22 protein-coding genes are annotated in these 19,311 nt (G+C 75.0%); 12 read left to right on the top strand and 10 right to left on the bottom strand.

Going from position 1 to position 19,311, the window contains the following annotated elements; all coding sequences use genetic code 11:
• Positions 1 to 15: 15 nt before the first annotated feature.
• Entirely contained in the window at positions 16 to 1,329 is a 1,314-nt protein-coding gene (locus AC1WTP_RS32460; protein WP_481653047.1) for a sensor histidine kinase, read from the top strand.
• Positions 1,281 to 1,925, top strand: coding sequence for a LuxR C-terminal-related transcriptional regulator (locus AC1WTP_RS32455; RefSeq protein ID WP_481653046.1), 645 nt, complete (start codon positions 1,281 to 1,283; stop codon positions 1,923 to 1,925). Before AC1WTP_RS32460 ends, AC1WTP_RS32455 begins: the two co-directional genes overlap by 49 nt.
• Before the next feature lie 32 nt (positions 1,926 to 1,957).
• Here AC1WTP_RS32455 and AC1WTP_RS32450 read toward each other — a convergent pair whose 3' ends face one another.
• A complete protein-coding gene (locus AC1WTP_RS32450; protein WP_481653045.1) occupies positions 1,958 to 2,494 on the bottom strand; it encodes a MarR family winged helix-turn-helix transcriptional regulator in 537 nt (178 codons plus the stop codon).
• Positions 2,495 to 2,609: 115 nt separating this feature from the next.
• On the opposite strand from AC1WTP_RS32450, the gene AC1WTP_RS32445 reads away from it, so the two are divergent.
• On the top strand, positions 2,610 to 4,889 hold the full coding sequence (locus AC1WTP_RS32445) for an LLM class flavin-dependent oxidoreductase (protein ID WP_481653044.1): 2,280 nt from the start codon (positions 2,610 to 2,612) through the stop codon (positions 4,887 to 4,889).
• A 46-nt stretch (positions 4,890 to 4,935) separates the two neighbouring features.
• Here AC1WTP_RS32445 and AC1WTP_RS32440 read toward each other — a convergent pair whose 3' ends face one another.
• Positions 4,936 to 6,009 carry an MFS transporter gene (locus tag AC1WTP_RS32440; protein WP_481653043.1) on the bottom strand — a complete coding sequence of 358 codons (1,074 nt, stop codon included), beginning with the start codon at positions 6,007 to 6,009 and terminating at the stop codon, positions 4,936 to 4,938.
• 392 nt (positions 6,010 to 6,401) lie between these two features.
• On the opposite strand from AC1WTP_RS32440, the gene AC1WTP_RS32435 reads away from it, so the two are divergent.
• The 3 genes from AC1WTP_RS32435 to AC1WTP_RS32425 all read left to right on the top strand — a co-directional run bounded on the left by AC1WTP_RS32435 (position 6,402) and on the right by AC1WTP_RS32425 (position 8,238).
• Positions 6,402 to 6,854: a hypothetical protein gene (locus tag AC1WTP_RS32435; protein ID WP_481653042.1), complete on the top strand. Its 453-nt coding sequence runs from the start codon at positions 6,402 to 6,404 to the stop codon at positions 6,852 to 6,854.
• 44 nt (positions 6,855 to 6,898) lie between these two features.
• On the top strand, positions 6,899 to 7,249 hold the full coding sequence (locus AC1WTP_RS32430) for a hypothetical protein (RefSeq protein ID WP_481653053.1): 351 nt from the start codon (positions 6,899 to 6,901) through the stop codon (positions 7,247 to 7,249).
• Positions 7,250 to 7,326: 77 nt separating this feature from the next.
• A complete protein-coding gene (locus AC1WTP_RS32425) occupies positions 7,327 to 8,238 on the top strand; it encodes a siderophore-interacting protein (RefSeq protein ID WP_481653041.1) in 912 nt (303 codons plus the stop codon).
• 30 nt (positions 8,239 to 8,268) lie between these two features.
• Here the strand turns inward: AC1WTP_RS32425 and AC1WTP_RS32420 are convergent, their stop codons facing one another.
• Positions 8,269 to 8,784, bottom strand: a complete 516-nt coding sequence (locus tag AC1WTP_RS32420) for a 2'-5' RNA ligase family protein (RefSeq protein ID WP_481653040.1) — start codon at positions 8,782 to 8,784, stop codon at positions 8,269 to 8,271.
• A 77-nt stretch (positions 8,785 to 8,861) separates the two neighbouring features.
• On the opposite strand from AC1WTP_RS32420, the gene AC1WTP_RS32415 reads away from it, so the two are divergent.
• Positions 8,862 to 9,371 (top strand): mycothiol transferase, encoded by a 510-nt coding sequence (locus AC1WTP_RS32415; protein ID WP_481653039.1) that lies wholly within the window; start codon positions 8,862 to 8,864, stop codon positions 9,369 to 9,371.
• Between the two features lie 12 nt (positions 9,372 to 9,383).
• Here AC1WTP_RS32415 and AC1WTP_RS32410 read toward each other — a convergent pair whose 3' ends face one another.
• The gene (locus tag AC1WTP_RS32410) at positions 9,384 to 10,430 is read right to left on the bottom strand and encodes an NAD(P)-dependent alcohol dehydrogenase (protein ID WP_481653038.1); all 1,047 of its coding nucleotides are present in this window, start codon (positions 10,428 to 10,430) and stop codon (positions 9,384 to 9,386) included.
• A gap of 342 nt (positions 10,431 to 10,772) precedes the next feature.
• Between AC1WTP_RS32410 and AC1WTP_RS32405 the strand changes: the two genes are divergently transcribed.
• Complete coding sequence (locus AC1WTP_RS32405) at positions 10,773 to 11,150, top strand: SCP2 sterol-binding domain-containing protein (RefSeq protein ID WP_481653037.1); 378 nt, start codon at positions 10,773 to 10,775, stop codon at positions 11,148 to 11,150.
• Positions 11,147 to 13,204: an amylo-alpha-1,6-glucosidase gene (locus tag AC1WTP_RS32400; RefSeq protein WP_481653036.1), complete on the top strand. Its 2,058-nt coding sequence runs from the start codon at positions 11,147 to 11,149 to the stop codon at positions 13,202 to 13,204. The genes AC1WTP_RS32405 and AC1WTP_RS32400 overlap by 4 nt, the downstream gene beginning before the upstream one ends.
• A 51-nt stretch (positions 13,205 to 13,255) precedes the next feature.
• Here AC1WTP_RS32400 and AC1WTP_RS32395 read toward each other — a convergent pair whose 3' ends face one another.
• Together AC1WTP_RS32395 and AC1WTP_RS32390 are read right to left on the bottom strand one after the other, a co-directional pair.
• Positions 13,256 to 14,086 (bottom strand): hypothetical protein, encoded by an 831-nt coding sequence (locus tag AC1WTP_RS32395; protein WP_481653035.1) that lies wholly within the window; start codon positions 14,084 to 14,086, stop codon positions 13,256 to 13,258.
• 161 nt (positions 14,087 to 14,247) lie between these two features.
• Positions 14,248 to 14,754 (bottom strand): DinB family protein, encoded by a 507-nt coding sequence (locus AC1WTP_RS32390; protein ID WP_481653034.1) that lies wholly within the window; start codon positions 14,752 to 14,754, stop codon positions 14,248 to 14,250.
• A 118-nt stretch (positions 14,755 to 14,872) separates the two neighbouring features.
• Here AC1WTP_RS32390 and AC1WTP_RS32385 point away from each other — a divergent pair, with 118 nt between their 5' ends.
• The gene (locus AC1WTP_RS32385) at positions 14,873 to 15,784 is read left to right on the top strand and encodes a DUF72 domain-containing protein (RefSeq protein ID WP_481653033.1); all 912 of its coding nucleotides are present in this window, start codon (positions 14,873 to 14,875) and stop codon (positions 15,782 to 15,784) included.
• Between the two features lie 109 nt (positions 15,785 to 15,893).
• Positions 15,894 to 16,085, top strand: coding sequence for a hypothetical protein (locus AC1WTP_RS32380; RefSeq protein WP_481653032.1), 192 nt, complete (start codon positions 15,894 to 15,896; stop codon positions 16,083 to 16,085).
• 278 nt (positions 16,086 to 16,363) lie between these two features.
• Here AC1WTP_RS32380 and AC1WTP_RS32375 read toward each other — a convergent pair whose 3' ends face one another.
• Both AC1WTP_RS32375 and AC1WTP_RS32370 read right to left on the bottom strand, forming a co-directional pair.
• Positions 16,364 to 16,726 carry a hypothetical protein gene (locus AC1WTP_RS32375; RefSeq protein ID WP_481653031.1) on the bottom strand — a complete coding sequence of 121 codons (363 nt, stop codon included), beginning with the start codon at positions 16,724 to 16,726 and terminating at the stop codon, positions 16,364 to 16,366.
• Positions 16,727 to 16,892: 166 nt separating this feature from the next.
• On the bottom strand, positions 16,893 to 17,519 hold the full coding sequence (locus AC1WTP_RS32370) for a hypothetical protein (RefSeq protein ID WP_481653030.1): 627 nt from the start codon (positions 17,517 to 17,519) through the stop codon (positions 16,893 to 16,895).
• 228 nt (positions 17,520 to 17,747) lie between these two features.
• On the opposite strand from AC1WTP_RS32370, the gene AC1WTP_RS32365 reads away from it, so the two are divergent.
• Complete coding sequence (locus tag AC1WTP_RS32365; RefSeq protein ID WP_481653029.1) at positions 17,748 to 17,918, top strand: hypothetical protein; 171 nt, start codon at positions 17,748 to 17,750, stop codon at positions 17,916 to 17,918.
• Positions 17,919 to 18,034: 116 nt separating this feature from the next.
• Here the strand turns inward: AC1WTP_RS32365 and AC1WTP_RS32360 are convergent, their stop codons facing one another.
• Both AC1WTP_RS32360 and AC1WTP_RS32355 read right to left on the bottom strand, forming a co-directional pair.
• Positions 18,035 to 18,898, bottom strand: a complete 864-nt coding sequence (locus AC1WTP_RS32360; protein ID WP_481653028.1) for an alpha/beta hydrolase family protein — start codon at positions 18,896 to 18,898, stop codon at positions 18,035 to 18,037.
• A gap of 75 nt (positions 18,899 to 18,973) precedes the next feature.
• Positions 18,974 to 19,311: glycosyltransferase family 9 protein (locus AC1WTP_RS32355; RefSeq protein ID WP_481653027.1), on the bottom strand; the 338-nt coding region annotated here is incomplete at its 5' end.

The following is a 19,311-nucleotide window of genomic DNA, read 5'->3' as shown; positions in this document are numbered from 1 at the left end:
CGCCGGTGGCCCAGAATGGGAGCCGTGGACAGCTCCGTACGCCTGTTCGTCCGGCAGTGGCTCCGGCCGGGCGCGATCGCCGCCGTGCAGGGCCTGGCACTGGCCCTGCTCTGCCTGAGCACCAACGTCGCGCTGTTCGCGCTCTCGGTCGTGTCGCTGGCGCTGATCCCGGTCTTCGGCATCGGGTTCGCGCTGTTCCCGGTGGTGACCGCGCTGGTGCGGCTCTGCGTCGGGGTGCAGCGCCGGCTGGCCCGGTGGGGCGGGATGCCGATGGCCACGCCGTACCGGCCGATGCCCGCCGACGCGCAGATCGGCACCTGGCGGCGGTTCCGGTGGGTGGTCGGCGACCCGGCCACCTGGCGGGACTTCGCCTGGCTGGTGCCGGGCGCGATCACCGGCGCGGCCTGCCTGCTGGCGTTCGTGCTGCCGGCGTACGGGCTGGAGGGTGTGCTCCTGGTGCCCCTGGTGCTCTACCTGAGCATCGACTGGTACGGCTACGGCGTGTTCTGGCCGATGGAGAACATCGTCCAGGCGTGGCTGTCCGTACCCCAGGGGTGGTTCTTCCTGGTCGGCGGGCTGGCGGTGGCGCCCTGGCTGGTCTGGCTGCACCTGCGCTTCGCCGGCTTCTTCCTGACCCCGACGAAGGCGCAGGAGCTGGCGCTGCGGGTCCGGCAGCTGACCGTCACCCGGGCCGACACGGTCGACACCCAGGCGGCCGAGCTGCGCCGGATCGAGCGCGACCTGCACGACGGGGCGCAGGCCCGGCTGGTGGCGCTGAGCATGAGCATCGGCCTGGCCGAGAAGCTGATGGCCGACGACCCCGCCGCGGCGCAGCGGCTGCTCGCCGAGGCGCAGGAGGCCAGCGGCCGCGCCCTGGTCGAGCTGCGCGACCTGGTCCGCGGCATCTACCCGCCGGTGCTCGCCGAGCGTGGCCTGGGCGGCGCGGTCGAGGCGCTCGCCCTGGCCGTGCCGCTGCCGGTGGCGGTCGAGGTGGAGCTGCCGGGCAGCCCGCCGGCGGCGGTCGAGTCGGCGGCGTACTTCGCGGTGGCGGAGGCCCTGGCCAACGTGACCAAGCACAGTGGCGCGGCGCGCGCCTGGATCCGGCTGACGTACCGGGGCGGCCGGCTGGCCATGGTGGTCGGTGACGACGGCCGGGGCGGGGCGCAGCCGGACGGCGGGACCGGCCTGGCGGGTGTGCGGCGCCGGCTGGCGGCGTTCGATGGAACGATGACGGTGACCAGTCCGCCGGGCGGACCCACCGTCGTGACCATGGAGCTGCCGTGCGAGTTGTCATCGCCGAGGATCTCGCCCTCCTCCGGGACGGGCTGACCCGCATCCTCGACGCGTTCGGCTTCCAGGTGGTCGAGGCGGTCGCGGACGGGCCGTCCGTGCTGCCGGCGCTGACCCGGCACCGTCCCGACGTGGCGGTGGTCGACGTCCGCCTGCCGCCGACCTTCACCGACGAGGGCCTGCAGGCGGCGTTGCAGGCCCGCTCGCGCCTGCCCGGCCTGCCGATCCTGGTGTTGTCCCAGCACGTCGAACAGCTGTACGCCCGGGAGCTGCTCTCCGACCGTGGCGGGGGAGTGGGCTACCTGCTCAAGGACCGGGTGTCCAACGTCGACCAGTTCGTCGACGCGGTGCGCCGGGTGGCCGCCGGTGGCATGGTGATGGACCCGGACGTCGTCGCCCAGTTGCTGGCCCGCAACAGCGGAGGGCAGCGGCTGGCCGAGCTGACCGCGCGGGAGCGCGAGGTGCTGGGCCTGATGGCGGAGGGCCGGTCCAACGGGGCGATCGCCGGCCGGCTGTTCGTCACCGAGAAGGCGGTCAGCAAGCACATCAACAACATCTTCAGCAAGCTCGGGATGCCGCCGTCGGACGACGACAACCGGCGGGTGCTGGCCGTGCTGGCATACCTGAACGGCTGAGGTTTCCCCGGGCCGGGGTGCTCGCCGCCGGGTCAGGCCGCCGATCCGGTGCCGTCGCGCACCGCGCCCATGGCGTCCGCCGTGACGGCGCACCGGTCGGGGTCGTGCGCGACGCCGTCGGCAGCCTGCCGCAGCAGCCGGTGCAGCAACTCGCGCTGCGCCTCGGGCAGGGTGCCCAGCAGGTCGGTCTCGACCTCGCGCACCCGCGCGTCCAGCTGGTCGAGCCGGCGCCGCCCCTGCTCGGTGGGGACGATCCGGCGGGCGCGCCGGTCGGCCGGATCCTGCTGGCGCTCGACCAGGCCGGACTCGACGCAGCGGTCGATGAGGTAGGTCATCACGCTGCGGTCGATGCCCAGCCGGGTGGCCAGGGCGGCCTGGCTGGGCGGCTCGTCCCGGACCACCGCCGCGAGCACCTGGTAGCCGCGGGTGCCGTACGGCAGGTCGCCGACGGCCGCCTCCACCCGGGCGCTCCACTCCCGCAGCAGCGTCATCAGCGCCCAGCCGAACTCCCCGACGAACTCCGGTTCGGAGTCGCCGTGGGCCGGGGTGGGGACGCCAGCTGCGGTCATGTCGGCGATGCTACCAGCCAGTGATTGAATCGACATCTCATTGGTTGGGAAAACGAGTTGACTGGCGTATCGTCTGTAGAGCAAACGATATGACGCGCAACGGGAATGGATTCCGATGACGGACTACGGGCACGACCTGACGTTCGGGACGTTCGTCACGCCCCAGAACGAGAACCCCCAGGTGCCGGTCCAGCTCGCCCAGCTCAGCGAGGCCGCCGGACTGGACCTGGTGACCTTCCAGGACCACCCCTACCAGCCGGGGTTCCTGGACACCTGGACCCTGCTGACCTGGGTCGCGGCGGCCACGGAGCGGATCACGGTCTCGGGCAACGTGCTCAACCTCGCGCTGCGGCCGCCGGCGGTGCTGGCCCGTTCGGCCGCCAGCCTGGACCGGCTCTCCGCCGGGCGGTTCACCCTCGGGCTGGGCGCGGGCGCCTTCTGGGACGCCATCGAGGCCATGGGCGGCCGGCGGCTCACCCCCGGGCAGTCGGTGCAGGCGCTGGCCGAGGGGGTCGAGATCATCCGGGGGATGTGGGACGCGGCCGACCGGAGCCCGCTGACGGTCGACGGCGCGTACCACCGGGTCGCCGGCGTCAAGCGCGGCCCCGCCCCGGCCCACGACATCCCGATCTGGCTGGGCGCGCTCAAGCCGCGGATGCTGCGGTTGACCGGTCGGGTCGCGGACGGCTGGGCGGTCACCCTCCAGTACATCGGCGACAGCGGCCTCACCGACGGCAACGCCGTGATCGACGAGGCGGCCACCCGGGCCGGCCGGCACCCCGGCGAGATCCGTCGGGTGCTCAACATCGGCGGCGCGTTCACCCCGCAGGGCCGGGGCTTCCTGCAGGGCCCGCCCGCGCAGTGGGTCGAGCAGCTCGCCCCGTACGCGCTGGAGCAGGGGATCGGCACCTTCGTCCTGATGACCGACGACCCGCGCGCCATCCAGACCTTCGGCCAGGAGGTCGCCCCGGCGCTGCGGGAACTGGTCGCGGTGGAGCGGGCGTCCGCCGGCACCGCCCCGGTCGCCCGGCGTCGGGGCAGCGCCGCGCTGGCGGCCCGCCGGACCGGCATCTCCTACGAGGACGTCCCGGCCGCGCTGGCCGCCCGGGCCGTGGAGCCGGGCGACCGGGAGTACGAGGCGGTCCGCTCCGGCTACCTGCGCGCCGGGCGGCCCGGCCTGGTGCTGCGACCGGGCAGCGCCGAGGAGGTCGCCGAGGCGATCGCCTTCGCCCGCAAGCAGGACGTGCCGATGGCTGTCCGCTCCGGCGGCCACGGCATCAGCGGGCGCTCCACCAACGACGGCGGCATCGTGGTCGACCTGGGCGCCCTCAACGGCGTCGAGGTGCTCGACGAGCGCACCGGACGGGTCCGGCTGGGTGCCGGCGCCCGCTGGGGCCAGGTCGCCGAGAAGCTCGTCCCGCACGGCCTGGCGATCAGCTCCGGCGACTACGGCGGCGTCGGGGTCGGCGGCCTGGCCACCACCGGCGGCGTCGGCTTCATGGGCCGCCTGCACGGGCTGACCATCGACCATGTCCGGGCCGCCGAGATCGTCCTGGCCGACGGCCGGATCGTCCGCGCCGACGCGGAGCGGCATCCCGACCTGTTCTGGGCGGTCCGCGGCGCCGGGGCCAACGTCGGCGCGGTCACCTCGCTGGAGCTTCAGGCCGACCGGGTGGGTGACGTCGTCCACTCCGTCATGCTGCTCGACGCCTCGGACACCGCCGGCGTGCTGCGGCGCTGGGGGCAGGTGGTGGAGTCCTTGCCGCGCGAGCTGACCAGCTTCATCATCCTGTCCCCGAACCGCGGGGTGCCGTCCGCGGTCGCCCGGGTGATGACCGTCTACGCCAGCGACGACACCGACGCCGCGGTCGCGGCGCTGCAACGGCTGGCCGACATCGCCCCGGTGCTGGACCACGAGGCCCGGCTGACGCCCTACTCGGGCGTCGTCTTCCCCACCCAGCCGCACTACGCCTCCGGCGGGCTGGGGCCGATCACCCGCTCGGCGCTGTTCAGCCGGCTGACCCCGGAGGTGTCCGGCGGACTCGCCCGGCTGGTCACCGAGGGCGTCTCGTACTTCCTGCAACTGCGGGCGGTGGGCGGGGCGATCAACGACGTGCCGGCCGCCGACACCGCGTACCCGCACCGGCACCAGAACTTCTCCGCGGTGGCGTTCGGCGGCGGGGTGCGGCGGGCCGCCCTCGACGAACCGTGGGACGCGTGGGTGTACCCGCACGCCGACGGCCTCTACCTGAGCTTCGAGACCGACCCGCGCCCCGAGCGGCTGCTGGACGCCTTCCCGGAGCCCACGCTGAGCCGGTTGCGGCAGGTCAAGCGGGTCTACGACCCGGACGCCGTGTTCAACACCAACTTCCCGATCCGCCCGGCGGGGCAGTGATCGACGGGGGCGGGCCGCCCGGCCCGCCCCCCGTTCGCCGTACGGGTCAGTGCGCCGCCGCCCGGGCGGCCGCCTCCTCCTGCGCCCGCCGTTCGTCGCCGCTGAGCGTGTGCAGCGGCTTCTCCTTGATGAACAGCATCACGACCAGCGCGAGCAGCGCGATCGGCGCGCCGACCAGGAACAGGTCGGCGGTGGCGATGCCGTAGACGTCCTGCACCACGCGCAGCACCGGCTCGGGCAGCGTGGACAGGTCGGGCACCTCGGCCGAGCCGCTTCCGCCGGTCGCGGCCGGGCCGAGCTTCTCGGTCATCAGCGAGGTGACCCGGTTGGCCAGCAGCGCGCCCAGCGCGCTGACCCCGATGGCGCCACCCATGCTGCGGAAGAAGGTGATCACGGAGGTGGCCGCCCCGAGTTCGTGCGCCGGCACGTCGTTCTGCGCGGCGAGCACCAGGTTCTGCATGAGCATGCCGACGCCGACACCCAGCACGGCCATGTAGACCGACAGCACGAGCACGCTGGTGCCGGCGTCGATGGTGCCCAGCAGCAGCATCCCGACGGTCATCACCGCCGCCCCGGCCACCAGGTACGCCTTCCACCGGCCGAACTTCGTGATGAGCTGCCCGGCGACCGTCGAGGAGACCAGCAGACCGAAGATCATCGGCAGGCTCATCAGGCCCGCGACGGTCGGCGACTTGCCCAGCGAGATCTGGAAGTACTGGGACAGGAAGACGGTGCCGCCGAACATCGCGACGCCGACCAGCACGCTGGCGACGGTGGCCAGCGAGACGGTGCGGTTGCGGAAGATGCCCAGCGGGACGATCGGATCGGCCGCCCGCGCCTCGACGAGGACGGCCAGCGCCAGCAGCACGACGCCGCCGCCGACCATCAGCGCGCTCCAGCCGGACGCCCAGGCGAACTGGTTCCCGGCCAGCGACGACCAGATCAGCAGCGTGCTGACGCCCGCGGTGATGAGCACCGCGCCGAGCCAGTCGATGGTGACCTGCCGGCGGACGACCGGCAGGTGCAGGGTGCGCTGCAGCAGCACGATGGAGAGCAGGGTGAACGGGACGCCGATCAGGAAGCACCACCGCCAGCCCAGCCAGGAGGTGTCCACCAGCACGCAAGTTTTTATCGGGTGAAGTGATTCTCCTGACCCGGGCCTGCCCGGGCCCGACCGTCCGGCGCCGTGACGGGGACCGGCCGGCCGGGTTGCGCAGGAGCCTGCCCGGGGCCCGCCGGTGCCCCGTTCTCCTCTGTTTGACCTGCGGAAATGTGTCAGATCCCGGGTGGACGGAAGTTCCGGGAAAGTGGTACGACTGGATGGTCGACCGGCCAACGGTGGCGTGTCGTCACTCGTGGTCGCCAGCGTCGGTGCGGTGCCCGGCTCCACCTGGTGCGGGCCCTCCGGGGAGTCGGATGGCGGGTCGTCCCGCCGGCCGGTCGGCGCGGGTCCGCCGCCGTCCGGAGTGCTCGCCCCGGGGCGGTGGTGGGTCATCAGCTGGAGGAGCCGCCGTGCCCAACATCCGAATCCGTTCGCGGCATCAACCCTTCGAGATGGCCGTCCTGGCGACCGCCCCGGTCTGCGGGCTGCTCCTGATCGTCCTCGACGTCCGCCCGCCGTCGGTGGAGATGGCCATGCCCGCCCCGCTCCAGGCCGGCTGGGAGTCCGGCCTGATCGTCGTGGGGCTCACCGGCCTGCTCGGGGTGCTCTGGCCGGGCCGGCTCTCCACCGCCCTCGGCATCGAGTTGGCGGCGGTGCTGGTGCTGGGCACCCTGGCCGGCATGTACGCCGTCGCGCTGGCGGTGATCTCCGGCCGGCAGGCGGTGGGCGCCGCGTCGTTCATCACGGCGGTGGCCGTCGGATCGGCGTGGCGTTCCGTCGAGATCCTGCTCGACCTCCGGCGGCTGGTCCGGGCGAGCCAGCTCACCCGCGCCGACCCGCTGCCCGCCGGGGGTGGCACGTGACCAGTCCGGCGCCGACCCCCGCCGCCCCGCAGTGGTTGCAGGTCCTGCTCTCCGTCCTCGGCGTGCTGGGCGGCGCCGGCGGCCTCGCCGTCATCGCCACCGTCGTCGTGCAGCGCGGGAAGTTCAAGGCGGACGCCGCCGACACCCTCACCGACGCCGCCCTCACCCTGGTGCAGCCGCTGCGTACCCGGGTGACCGAGCTGGAGGAGGAGGCGCTGGTCGCCCGGTCGCAGCTGGCGAACTCGCGCGAGCAGGTGCAGCGGCTGCGGGCGACGGTCTGGGACCTGCGCGGCCGGCTGGACCGCTGGCGCGAGGCGATCCTCGCCCCGGACGCCACGCTCCGCAGGATCCGGGCGATGGTGGTCGAGACCGACCGGCGGCCGGACCGGCCGTAGCCCTCGCGTCCACCGATTGGGTGTGACGGTGGGGGCCGCCGACCACCTCGATATTCGGTTAGCCTACCCTAACCGCCATGACCCAGGCCCTGCCCGTCGCGCCCTGGCGCGTCTTCACCGTCGAGGTCCGCGCGGTACGCCGACTCAGCCCGTCGTTCCTGCGGGTCACCTTCACCGGCCCCGACCTCGACCGGTTCGCCGACAACGGTTACGACCAGCGGATCAAGCTGGCGCTGCCGCTGCCCGGGGAGGCCGGCGTGCGACTGCCCGGCGGCGCCGACTGGTACGCCCGGTGGCGGGCCCTGCCGGAGCACCGGCGCAACCCGATCCGCACCTACACCGTCCGGGCCGTCCGCCCGGAGGTGAACGAGGTGGACGTCGACCTGGTGCTGCACGGCGACGGCGGGCCGGCCACCCGGTGGGCCCGCCGGGCCCGGCCCGGAGACGAACTCGCCATCCTCGGCCCGGACGCCGGCTACCAGGGTGACCACGGCGGGGTGGAGTTCCGGCCACCGGCGACCGGGCATCTGCTGCTGGCCGGCGACGAGACCGCCGTGCCGGCGATCTGCGCCATCCTGGAACGCCTGCCGGCCGACGCCCGGGGGCGGGTGCTGCTCGAGGTGCCCGAACCGGCCGACGCGCTGCCGGTCGCCGCGCCGCCCGGGGTCGGGGTCGAATGGCTGCCCCGTGGCGCCGACGGGCACGGCGCCCGACTCGTCCCGGCCGTCACGGCGGCCGCGGGTGCACTGCTCGCCGGCACCGGTGCCGCAACCGGCGCCGACGACGCGATCACCGACGTGGACGTCGACCGGGACATCCTCTGGGAGGTGCCCACCCCGGCCGCCCCGGTGCCGCTGTACGCCTGGCTGGCCGGCGAGGCGGGCGTCATCCGCGCCCTGCGCCGCCACCTGGTCGCCGAGCGGGGACTCGACCGTCGCGCGGTGGCGTTCATGGGGTACTGGCGGCTGGGTCGGGCCGACACCGCCTGAGCGCCGGCGGCGCCCGGGCTGAGCGGCGGCTCAGGGCAGTGGATGGGAGATGCCGCGGGCGTGGTCGGTCAGGGCCGCGCCGACCACGGTGGCCTCCAGCGGCAGCACCTCCAGGCAGCGCCGGACGGCGGCGGCCATCAGCGCGTTCGGCACCCGCATGGAGAGCGTGCAGTGCGGCACCCAGCGGCCCGGCCGGTAGTGCTCGACCAGCGTGATCCCGGCCGCGGTCAGCCGGTCGTGCACCCGCCGGTGGTGGTCGAGCAGCTCGGCGGTGGGCGTCGGACCCAGCCAGAGCACCCGGCCGACGAACTGCCCGGCGTGCTGGAAGGAGAGCCGCAGCGGCGCGGCCACCACGGTCCCGGTGAGCGCGGCCGCCACCCGGTCCGGGTCGAAGCGCGGCGCCACGGCCAGCGAGACGTGTGGTCGGTGGCGCTGTTCCAGCAGCGAGCGCATGCTCTGCACGCCCTCGGCCTCCAGCGCGTCCCAGAGCACCCGGATCCGCCGGGTGGCGTCGGTGTCCAGGTAGAGTTCCAGCGCCGCGACCACGTGATCACCTTAGGACCGGGGGTTTGACCGCCCCCGTCGGCGGTACCCGACGGTGTCCGCGATCCAGGAGGTGCCCGGTGGACGTGAACGACCTGCTGACCGAGACGTACGACCGGCTGCCCGCCCTCGTCCGCGCGGCGGTCGACGGCCTCTCGCCCGGGCAGTTGCGCCACGCGCCCGGGCCGGGCGCGAACCCGGTCGGCTGGCTGGTCTGGCACCTGACCCGGGTCCAGGACCACCACGTCGCCGACGCGTTCGGCATGGAGCAGCTCTGGGTCTCCGGCGACTGGGCCGGGCGCTTCGGGCTCGCCCCCGACCCCGACGACATCGGCTACGCGCACACCCCCGAACAGGTCGCCGCGGTCCGGCCGGAGAGCGCCCAGGCGCTGGTGGACTACCACGAGGCGGTGGCCGCGCGGACCCGGGCGTTGCTGGCCGGGCTGCGCCCGGCGGAGCTGGACCGGGTGGTCGACGAGTCCTGGGACCCGCCGGTGACCCTCGGCGTCCGGCTGGTCAGCGTGGCGAACGACGACCTGCAGCACGTCGGCCAGGCGGCCTACGTGCGCGGGCTGCTCGAGAAGGGCTGACCACCGGGCCGGTCAGGGCACGATGACCGCGCGCCCGTCCAGCGTGCCGTCCCGCATCCGCCGGTACGCGGTGAGCGCCTCCGCCAGCGGAAAGGTCGTCGACTTCGGCCGTACCAGCCCCCGCGCGCCCAGGTCGAGCACCTCGACGAGTTCCGGCCGGCTGCCCCAGTAGGTGGTCTGGATGCTCACCTCGTACGGCACGGTGAAGAAGCCGACCGGGAGGGTGCCACCGCCGATGCCGACGATGGTGAGGTCGCCGACGGTGCGTGCCGCGGCCGCACCGAGCGCCAGGGTGGCGTCCGCGCCGACGAAGTCGAGGATCACGTCCGCGCCCCGGCCGCCGGTGGCGCGGCGGATCTCGTCGGCGGTGCCCGCGCCGGAGCGCAGGGTCTCATCGGCGCCACACTCCTCGGCCAGTCGCAGCGCCGCGTCCCGGGTGTCGACGGCGATCACCCGGGCGGCGGTGGTCGCCTTGAGGATCTGCACGCCGACGTGCCCGAGCCCGCCGACGCCGAGCACCACCGCGGTGCTGCCCGGCACGAGCTTCGGCCAGGACCGCCGGATCGCGTGGTAGGGGGTGAGACCGGCGTCGGTCAGCGGCGCCGCCTGCACCGGGTCCAGCCCTGCGGGCAGCGGCACGACGTGCCGGGCCGCCGGCACCAGCTGGTAGTCGGCCATCCCGCCGTCCGCGCCCAGGCCACCACCACCGCCGGGCGCCGGCGCCGCGGCGGTGTTCTCGCAGTACGGGTCGACGCCGACCCGGCACCGGGCGCAGGTGCCGCACCCCCACGGCCCGTAGACGGCCACCGGCTGGCCGACCTCCAGCCCGGTCACCCCGGCGCCCAGGGCGTGCACCCAGCCGGCGTTTTCGTGGCCGATGGTGAACGGCGGGTTCCAGGGCACCGCGCCGGGCTCGAAGTCGTGCATCAGGTGCAGGTCGGAGTGGCAGGCGCCGGCGCCGCCGATCTTCACCACCACCTGGCCCGGGCCGGGGGTGGGCTCGTCCACCTCGACCAGGTCCGGTTCCGATTTCCAGCCCGACAACCGCCACGCCCGCATGGGCTCGCCCCCCGTCCGTCCCTGCGCCCGTCCATCGCCGGGTCTGCCCGCTGGCCGCCGGCGCAAACGGGGGCCGGGGCGGGGTTTACCCGCTCGGGGCCGCGCCGGCCGTCGGGCCAGCCGCGCCGAGGCGGCCCAGGGTGGCGCGCGAGCAGGTGGAACGCCTGCGCCTCGGTGGACGTGCCGGGCCGGGCGAACCGTCCGGGTGCTGCCGGCTCACCCTCGCCGCCCGGAGCACCCCGGCCGCCCAGCCCCCGCACGGGGTGAATCACCCCGTCCGGGTGAGTACGGCTCACCCCGGCAGATGTGAGCCTGAGCCTGCCAGCGGAAGGGGAGGAGCCGATGACCACGTCCGTGGGGGAGCAGCTGCGGCAGCTGGGCCCGGGCCGCCGGCCGGACCTGCCCGACTCCGTCGGCGGGACGGTGCGGCTCGACGCCCGGGAGGACGGCTACACCGAGCACTGGTACCTCACCGTCGCCGACCAGCACGTCCACGTGTCCCGCTCGTCGGACGACGCGGAGCTGGTGGTCCGCGCCGACCGGGAGGTGTTCGACCGGCTGGCCGCGGGGCAGATCCATCCCGCGGCGGCGCTGATCCGCAACGAGGTGACCGCGCAGGGCGATCTTCGACTCTTCATGCTGCTGCGACGGATCTTTCCCGGGCCACCGGGGGCGCGACACCCCCGGGAGGTCGCGGCCGGGTGGAGCCGGCGGCGATGAGGCAGGAACGGCTGCAGGTCTTCTCCGGCAACGTGTTCGCGATCAGCGACGTCCAGGGGGACTTCGAGGCCGACCCCTGCGACCCGGTGGGGCTCTTCTCGTTCGACACCCGGTTCATGTCCCACTGGGTGCTCACCGTGGACGGCGAGCGACTGCACCCGCTCTCCCGCGACGACATCGCCTACTTCGAGACCCGCTTCGTCCTGGTGCCCGGCACCGCCAGCCACTACGTCGACGCCGATGTCTCGGTCATCCGGCACCGCTCCCTGGACGAGAGCTTCAACGAGCGGGTCACGGTGCTCAACCACGGCACCCAGCCGGCCGAGCTGACCGTGCGGATGGAGGTCGGCAACGACTTCGCCGACATCGCCGACATGGGCGATCCGCGACACCGCGCCGTGACGGTCATCCCCGACCCGGACCGCGGCCTGCTGCGGCTGCAGTACGAGCGGGACGCGTTCGGCCGGGAGACCGTCGTCTCCAGCAGCAGGCCGGTCGACGTGGACCAGCGCGGGATGACGTTCCGGATCCGGGTGGAGCCGAACGGGCAGTGGGACATCGACCTGACCGTCGCCATGACCTTCCGGGGTGAGGCCGGACGCGACATGCGCGCGGACCTCACCACCCACCGGCAGCACGTGCGCCGCAGCATGCGCGACGATCTCCAGCACTGGCTGGACCGGGCACCGCAACTGATCGCCGAGCACGACACCCTGCCGGCGCTGTACCAGCGCAGCCTCACCGACCTGGCCGCGCTGCGCTACGAACCGCTGTCCATGACCGAACGGATTCCGGTCGGCGGCCTGCCGTGGGCGATGTCGCTCTACGGGCGGGACGGCATCATCACCTGCCTGCAGACCCTGCCGTTCGTCCCGGAGCTGACCCCGGCGATGCTGCGGATGCTCACGATGCTGCAGGGCGGGCAGCTCGACGACGAACACGACGAGGAGCCGGGCAAGATCCTGGTCGAGCTGCGCTACGGCGAGGCCGCCGCGTTCGGAGACCAGCCGACCGCGCTCTACTACGGGGCGGCGGACACGACCCCGCTCTTCGTGATCCTGCTCGACGAGTACGAGCGCTGGTCCGGTGACGCGGAGCTGGTGCGGCGGTTGCGGCACCCGGCGCGGATGGCGCTCGACTGGATCGACGAGTACGGCGACCTGACCGGTGACGGCTACCTGCGCTACCAGACCCGCAATCCGCGTTCCGGCACCGTGAACCAGTGCTGGAAGGACTCGCCGGAGGCGATCGTGGACCGGAACGGACGGCTGCCCGAACTGCCCCGGGCGACCTGCGAGCTGCAGGGCTACGTCTACGACGCCAAGCGGCGCGGGGCCCGGTTGGCCCGCGAATTCTGGGACGACCCGGAGTACGCCGACCGGCTGGAGCGGCAGGCGGCGGAGCTCAGGCGGCGGTTCAACCGGGACTTCTGGCTGCCGGACCGCGGGTACTACGCGCTGGCGCTGGGGCCGGACGGCGCGCCGGTCGACGCGCTCTCGTCGAACATGGGCCATCTGCTGTGGAGCGGGATCGTCGACGACGAGCACGTCGGTGCGGTCGCCGACCACCTGCTCGGCCCCGAGATGTTCTCCGGATGGGGGGTGCGCACCCTGGCCGCCGGGCAGCGCCCGTACAACCCGGTCGGGTCGCACGTCGGCGCGGTCTGGCCGTCGGACAACGCGCTGATCGCCGCGGGGCTGCGCCGCTACGGGTGCGACGCGCAGGCCGCCCGGATCACCGCCGGGATCTTCGAGGTGGCGACGACCCTCGGGGGCGCGGTGCCGGAGGTGATTGCCGGCTATCCGCGCGAGCAGACCAAGTATCCGGTCCAGCTGCCGAGCGCCGGGCGACCCCAGTCATGGTCCTCGGGAGCGGTGCTGATGCTGCTCGCCACCATGCTCGGGCTGCGGCCGTGTGAAGACAACCTGCTGGTCAGCCCCGCGCTGCCGAAGGGATTCGGGCGGATCGAGCTGTTGGACGTACCGGGGCGGTGGGGCCACGCCGACGCGTACGGGCGGGACCGGGTCAGGCCCGGCCGGCCCCGGCTGCGCTGACCCCGTCCGCGGCCGGCGACGGCCTCGATCAGCCGGCGGGTCGCCGCCCGGTCACCTCGTGGCGTGCGCCGTCGGCAGGCCGCGATCCTGGCCGTCGGAGGAGGGGCGGTCGTCGCCGGTCACGGCGGGCCGTCCGTCCGCGGGCGAGGGTGGCGCGGGCCGCTCGGTCGGCCGGGCGCTCGGCTCGGCGGCGGGCGGGTCGGTCGGGGTGCCGGGCGCGCCGGCCGGGGTGCCGGGCTGGTCGGCCGGCGCGCCGGGCGCCCTGGACCGACCCGGTGGGTCCGCCAGTGCCCGGTCGCAGTAGCCGGCCACCCGGTCCTTGCCGCCCGCCGCGCCGACCAGGGGGCCGAAGGCCGGATTGTCCAGCGCGCGGCCCGGGTTGTCGGTCGCCTCGGCGCGGTAGGCCCGGCACAGGCTGACCACCGAGGCGGACGGGCCGGGGTGGCCGTCGCCCACCCCGGGCGAGGGCGCCGACGAGGCGCCGGGACCCGCGGCGGGCGGGCCGGACGGAGTCGGCAGGGGTGCCGGTGGCGCACTCGCCGGTGCCGGGGCGCGCAACGGGTTCGGCAGGGCGCCGGTGGCGGCGGCGACGGCCGCGCCGCCGGTGGCGGCGAGGGCGATGCCGGCCACCAGCGCCCGCACGCCGAAGGCGGTGAGGGTGAACCGCTGCCGGGGCAGGCTCGGCAGGTCGACCGGTGCCCCGGCCAGCGCCCGCCGGTACGCGTGCACCGCCGCGCCCTCGCCGGCCAGCTCACCGGCGTGGGGTGCGGCGCGGACCGCCGTCAGGAGCAGAACCAGCGGCCGGGGGCCGCCCTGCGGGTCAACGACGGGACCATCGAGCAGGCGCTCGACGGTCTCCTGGTCCATCCGGTGTGCGTTCATCTCGTGTCCCTCAGCGCCACCGGCATCCGTGTTGTCACATCGGATGCCGTGTGACGTCGGACAAGCGAGGGCACCACCGTCCCGCGCGGGGCGGCCGGGCCACCGTGGGCGCGCGAGCGGGCGTCGCGGCGGCGCCCGGCCGTCGTGCCCGGCGCGCGGCGTCAGCCCATGGTCTTCGCGCCGTCGATCGCCTCGCGGAGGATGTCGGCGTGCCCGGCGTGCTGGGACGTCTCGGCGATCAGGTGGAGCAGGACCCGCCGCACCGACCAGCTCGCGCCCGGCTCGAACCACGGCGCCTGCGGCAGCGGGTGCGCGGCGTCCAGGTCGAGCGTGGCGATCAGCTCGTCCGTCCGGTCGGCGACCCGCGCGTAGTCGTCGAGCAGGGCGGCCAGGGTGTCGCCCTCGGTCATCCGGAACTGGCCGGCCCAGTCCACCGGCTCGCTCTCCATCGCCTCGGCGCCGCCGACCGCGAACCGCATCCACCGGTGCTCGGTGCCCGACACGTGCTTGATCAGCCCGCCCAGGCAGAGCTCGCTGACCGTGGTGCGCCGGGCCGCCTGCTCGTCGGTGAGCGCGTCGACGGTCTGCCGGAGGAACCCGCGGTGCCGGCGCAGCGCCTGCAGCAGATCGGCCCGCTCGCCGGTCGTCACCTGCTCGGAGATGGTCATTCGGTGTCACCCTTCACCCGACGTCGTGGCGGGCTCAGGATAGGCCGGAGCACCGACAACCTCGGTCCGGCCGCTGCTCCGGTTGCCGATCCGCCCGATCGGCGGTGCACTGAACTACATGGGTGTGATTAAGGTGGGTACGTCGGGCTGGGCGGACCGGATGCTGCTCCGCTCCGGGTGGTATCCGCGGGCGGCCAACACCCCGGCCGGCCGGCTCGGCTGGTACGCCGGCCGGTTCCCGCTGGTCGAGGTGGACACCTCGTACTACGCGGTGCCGGTGCCGGAGACCACCCAGGGTTGGGTGGACGCGACGCCGGACGGCTTCACCTTCGACGTCAAGGCGTTCAGCCTCTTCACCGGGCACCCCACTCCGGTCGCGGCGCTGCCCCGGGAGCTGCGCCCGGCCGGCGGGCCGGCCCGGATCCGCCGGCGCGACCTGCCGCCGGCCGCGTACGACGAGCTGTGGGCCCGGTTCCACGCGGCGCTGGAGCCGCTCGCGGCGGCCGACCGGCTCGGCGCGGTGCTGCTGCAGTTCCCACCGTGGCTCGCCCGCGGCGCGGCCGCCCGGCGACGCATCGCCGAACTGGCCGAGCGGTGCCGGCCGTGGCGGGTGGCCGTGGAGCTGCGGCACGGGTCCTGGTTCGACGGTACGGCCGCGCCGGACACCCTGACCTTCCTGCGGGAACTCGGCCTCACCTTCGTCTGCGTCGACATGCCACAGGGGCACCCGTCGTCGGTGCCGCCGATCCTGTTCGCCACGGCCGACCTCGCGGTCGTCCGGTTCCACGGTCACAGCACCGACTGGGCCGGCGGCGACAAGCAGGAGAAGTTCCGCTACGCCTACGGCGAGGAGGAACTGCGCCGGTGGGCGGAGTTGCTGGTCGAGCTCGCCGGGCAGAGCGACGAGCTGCACGTGCTGTTCAACAACTGCTGCGGCGACCAGGCGCAGCGGGACGCCGCCCGGCTGGCCGAGTTGCTCGACGTCGCACCGGCCGGCGACCGGGCGGTCCGCGCCGCCTCGACCGGCTGACGGCCGGCGCCCGCGCCTGCCGGTCGGGGCGCCGGGTCCGGTGGCGGGTTTCCCGGCGGGTCGGCCGGGTACCGGCCGGGGCGAGGACCGACGGAGGGGACAGCACACGATGAGCCAGCAACAGGACCGGTCCGCCGACCGGACGCCCGCGGTGCCGGACGACGCGGCGGCCCGCCGGACCCGGGAGGCGCAGGAGGCGCACGGGGGCAGCATGGCGCCCGGCCTGGTGGACGAGACCGGGCAACCGGTCGCGGAGCCGCCGTCCACCACGGTTGCCGGTGAGGACGGCACCGGTTCCTGACTCGGGCGCGGACGGACGCCGCGCCACGGCGGGTCGCCCGTCCGCCGCCGTCACGCCGGGCCCGGCGGGTCAGCCCGCGGCGGGCGCTCGATCACCAACCCGCCCCGAGGGCGGGTCGGCAGCGGTGCCCGGTGGGCAGCGCCAGGAACAGCGCCTTGCGGGCCCGGTGCGCGTCACCGTCGAGGGTGTGTACGGCGCCCTCGCCGAACAGCGTGCCGCGTACCGGCTCGGGGATCGCGCCGTGCCACCCGCCGTGGCGGACCAGGTCACCGCCGGCGCTACGAGTGGCGCCGGCCCCGGGTCCGGAACGCGTCCTCGGTCCGTTCCCCGATGTCCGCGTCGTCGGGGAAGGGGCGGCGTGCCGGCGCCGGATCCGGCGGCGCGCCCGGCCCCGCCTCGGCCGTCCTGGTCGGCTCGACCGGACCGAACCCGTGCCGGCCGCGCCTCCCGGACGGTCCGGCCGGCTGGCCCGCGCGGCGTTCCCCACGGCGGCCCTCCGGTACGGCGGTCTCCTCGCTGCCCTCGTCCATCGGGTCGTGCTCGCCGGCGCCCCAGGGCGGGTCGGCGTCGAAGCCGTCGGTGGTCTTCCACGGGGTGGAGGTGTCCCGCCCGTCGCCGCCCCGTCCGTCTGCTGGTGCCATGCTCACCTCGCTGGTCGGTCCGCCGCTACCGGCGCGGATTGCCCGTCCCGGCCCCGGTCATGCCCCCGAGCCGGATGGTCGGCCGGGCGCGGAACGGCGTCCGGGCACGGCGGCCGGCGTCCCGCCGCCGAGGAGTCGGCGGGACGCCGTGCGCTCGTCGCCGGCCTCAGCGGCGGGACATCGTCACCCGCTTCCCCAACGCGCCCATCGCCGCCATCTTGCCGATCCCGCCGGGTGAGCCCAGCGTCGAAACCCGGTTCAGCATCCCGCGGAACATCTCGCCGGGCTTCTGCTGCTCGCTCATGTAGGCGGTGACCACGATCAGCGCGCCGGTCAGCGCCGGTACCGCCCACTGGAGCGCCTTCATCTGGCGCTGCGTGGACGCGACGTTCGAGGGCGTCTGGTGGTTCGGCTCGGTGATCCCGTCCACCGGCGGGCCGCCGGCCTTCTCCAGTTTCATACCGAGCAACCGGCTGTAACCGGTGACCGCGAGGGCGCTGACCGTCAGCGCGGTCTTGAGCGTGCTGGCCCGGCCGACCCCCGTCTGGGCCATCACCCGGGGGCTCTCCGTCACCAGTTCGCCGACCGCGCCGGCGAGGTGGGCGCCGATCGCCGCGGCGTTGACCGGGGTCCACCGGGACCAGCCCGCCGAGGCCACCGGAAGCCGCTGGGTCGAGTCACTGATCTGTGCCGCTCCGCCGTTGACGCCGAACGCTCCCATCAGGGAGCCCCCGAACCAGGCCGCCAAGCCCAGATCGTGCATCGAGCGCAGTGCGGTGTGCCGTTCGGACATCTGATCCCCTTCCGCCGTGTCGGGCGCTGCGGCTTACCCACCGCCCGGCCCGCTAATCCCGAGCGTCACCAGGCGGGACGCCCCGGAAGTGGGGCCGGGCGGACATCGGGGAGTCGCCGGCACGACCGGGCCGCCGACGGCCCTTCCGCGCCGCCGGGCGAGCCGCGGAGGAGTCGTGCGGCCGGCGGCGGGTAGTTCGGCAGGGAGGTCCCGAGGAAGGGGAGTTGGATGTCGCAGCCGGACGAGAGCCGAGAGAAGACCGCGAAGACCGACGCCGTCCTGATGCATCCGGACAACGATCCGCGCAAGACCACGGCGCAGGTCCCACCGCCGCCCGAGCACGGCGAGACCCGGGTGGAGCGCGACGGCAAGATGGTGCCGGTCGACCAGGAGGAGTGACCACCGGGCACCCGGAGTGGCGCGCCGCCCGAGCGCCGCGCCGATCCGGGCGGCGGGCCGGTCCCCGGCGCGCGGGTCAGCACGCCGGGCGCGGAATGGCAGGCCGGGCGGACGGGTCAGCGCGCCGGCAGGCCGGCGGCGAACGCGGCCACCCGGGCGGCCAGCGGGGTGGCGGCGCGGACCCAGGTGAAGTGGTCGAGCGGGGCGCCGGCCTCGGCCACGGTGTAGCGCTCGCGCACCACCGGCGCGGCGACGAGCTTCGCGCAGAGCTGGTCCATCGTCGCGTGCGGGGTGTACTGGTCGTCGTCCACGCTGACCGCGAGCACCGGGGTGCGTACGGCACGGACCGCCGCCTCGGCGTCCACCCCGTCCAGCCGCGGGAAGCGGCCGGTCCGCGCGGTGTGCGCCCAGTCCCGGATCACCCCGCGCGCCTGCCGCCCGCCGAAGCCCCACCCCGGCCAGACGCCGAGCAGCCGGGCCGCCGCAGCGATCCCCTGGGTGTACGGCAGCACGCCGAACCGCCGCAGTCCCGGATAGCTCCGCCAGTAGGGGATGCCGACGGCGACCAGGGCCAGACCGTCGACGGCGTCCGCGCCGTGCACGGCGAGGTGCAGCAGGGCGGCCTGCCCGCCGAGGGAGTGCCCGAGCAGCACCGTCCGCCGGCCGTCCAGCCGCGGCTTGAGCGCCGCCAGCACGGCGCCCACGTCGGCGGCGAGTTCCGGGTAGCCGTAGCGGCAGGCGCGGCTGGGCCGGGGGGTGCTCTCCCCGGTGCCGCGCAGGTCGGCCACCACCACCGCCAGGCCGGCGGTGCGCAGTGCGGCGGCGAACGGCCGGTAGTAGCGGGCCCGCACCCCCATCGCCGGCCAGATCACCACCACCGGCGCCTGCGCCTCGCCCTCCGGCTCCGGGTAGACCTGCACCCCCAGCCGAGCGCCGTCGACCTCGACGAACTCCTGCGCGTACTCCACCGTCGCGTTCACCGGCTCAGGTTACCTGCCGGTAGCTAGTGGGTCGGTCACGACCGGCGTGCGGGTCGCACCGGCTCGCGGACGCTCCTACGGTGCGGACACCAGGGCCGGCCGATGCCGCTGCACCCGGTCCACCGCGGCGAGGACCTGCGGCACGTCGAGCGCCGCCAGCGCCGGGTGCGGTGCGTCATCGCCCGCCGCCGCCCGCCCGACCGGCCCCGCCCAGAGCGCCTGGTGCCAGGGCCGGTCCGGCGGCGGCCCCCACCGGGACGGCGGCACCGGGCCGAACAGCAGGACCGAGGGAGTGCCGTAGGCGGTGGCGAGATGCCCGATGCCGGTGTCCCCGCAGACCACCAGCCGGGCGTACGCGACCAGCGCCGCGAGGTCGCCGATATCCGTCCGGCCGGCGAGCACCGCGTCGTCGG

It is taken from the genome of Micromonospora sp. R311, from assembly GCF_056780015.1.
The sequence above is the reverse complement of the archived record's forward strand: the minus strand, read 5'-3'. Positions and strand labels throughout refer to the sequence as shown.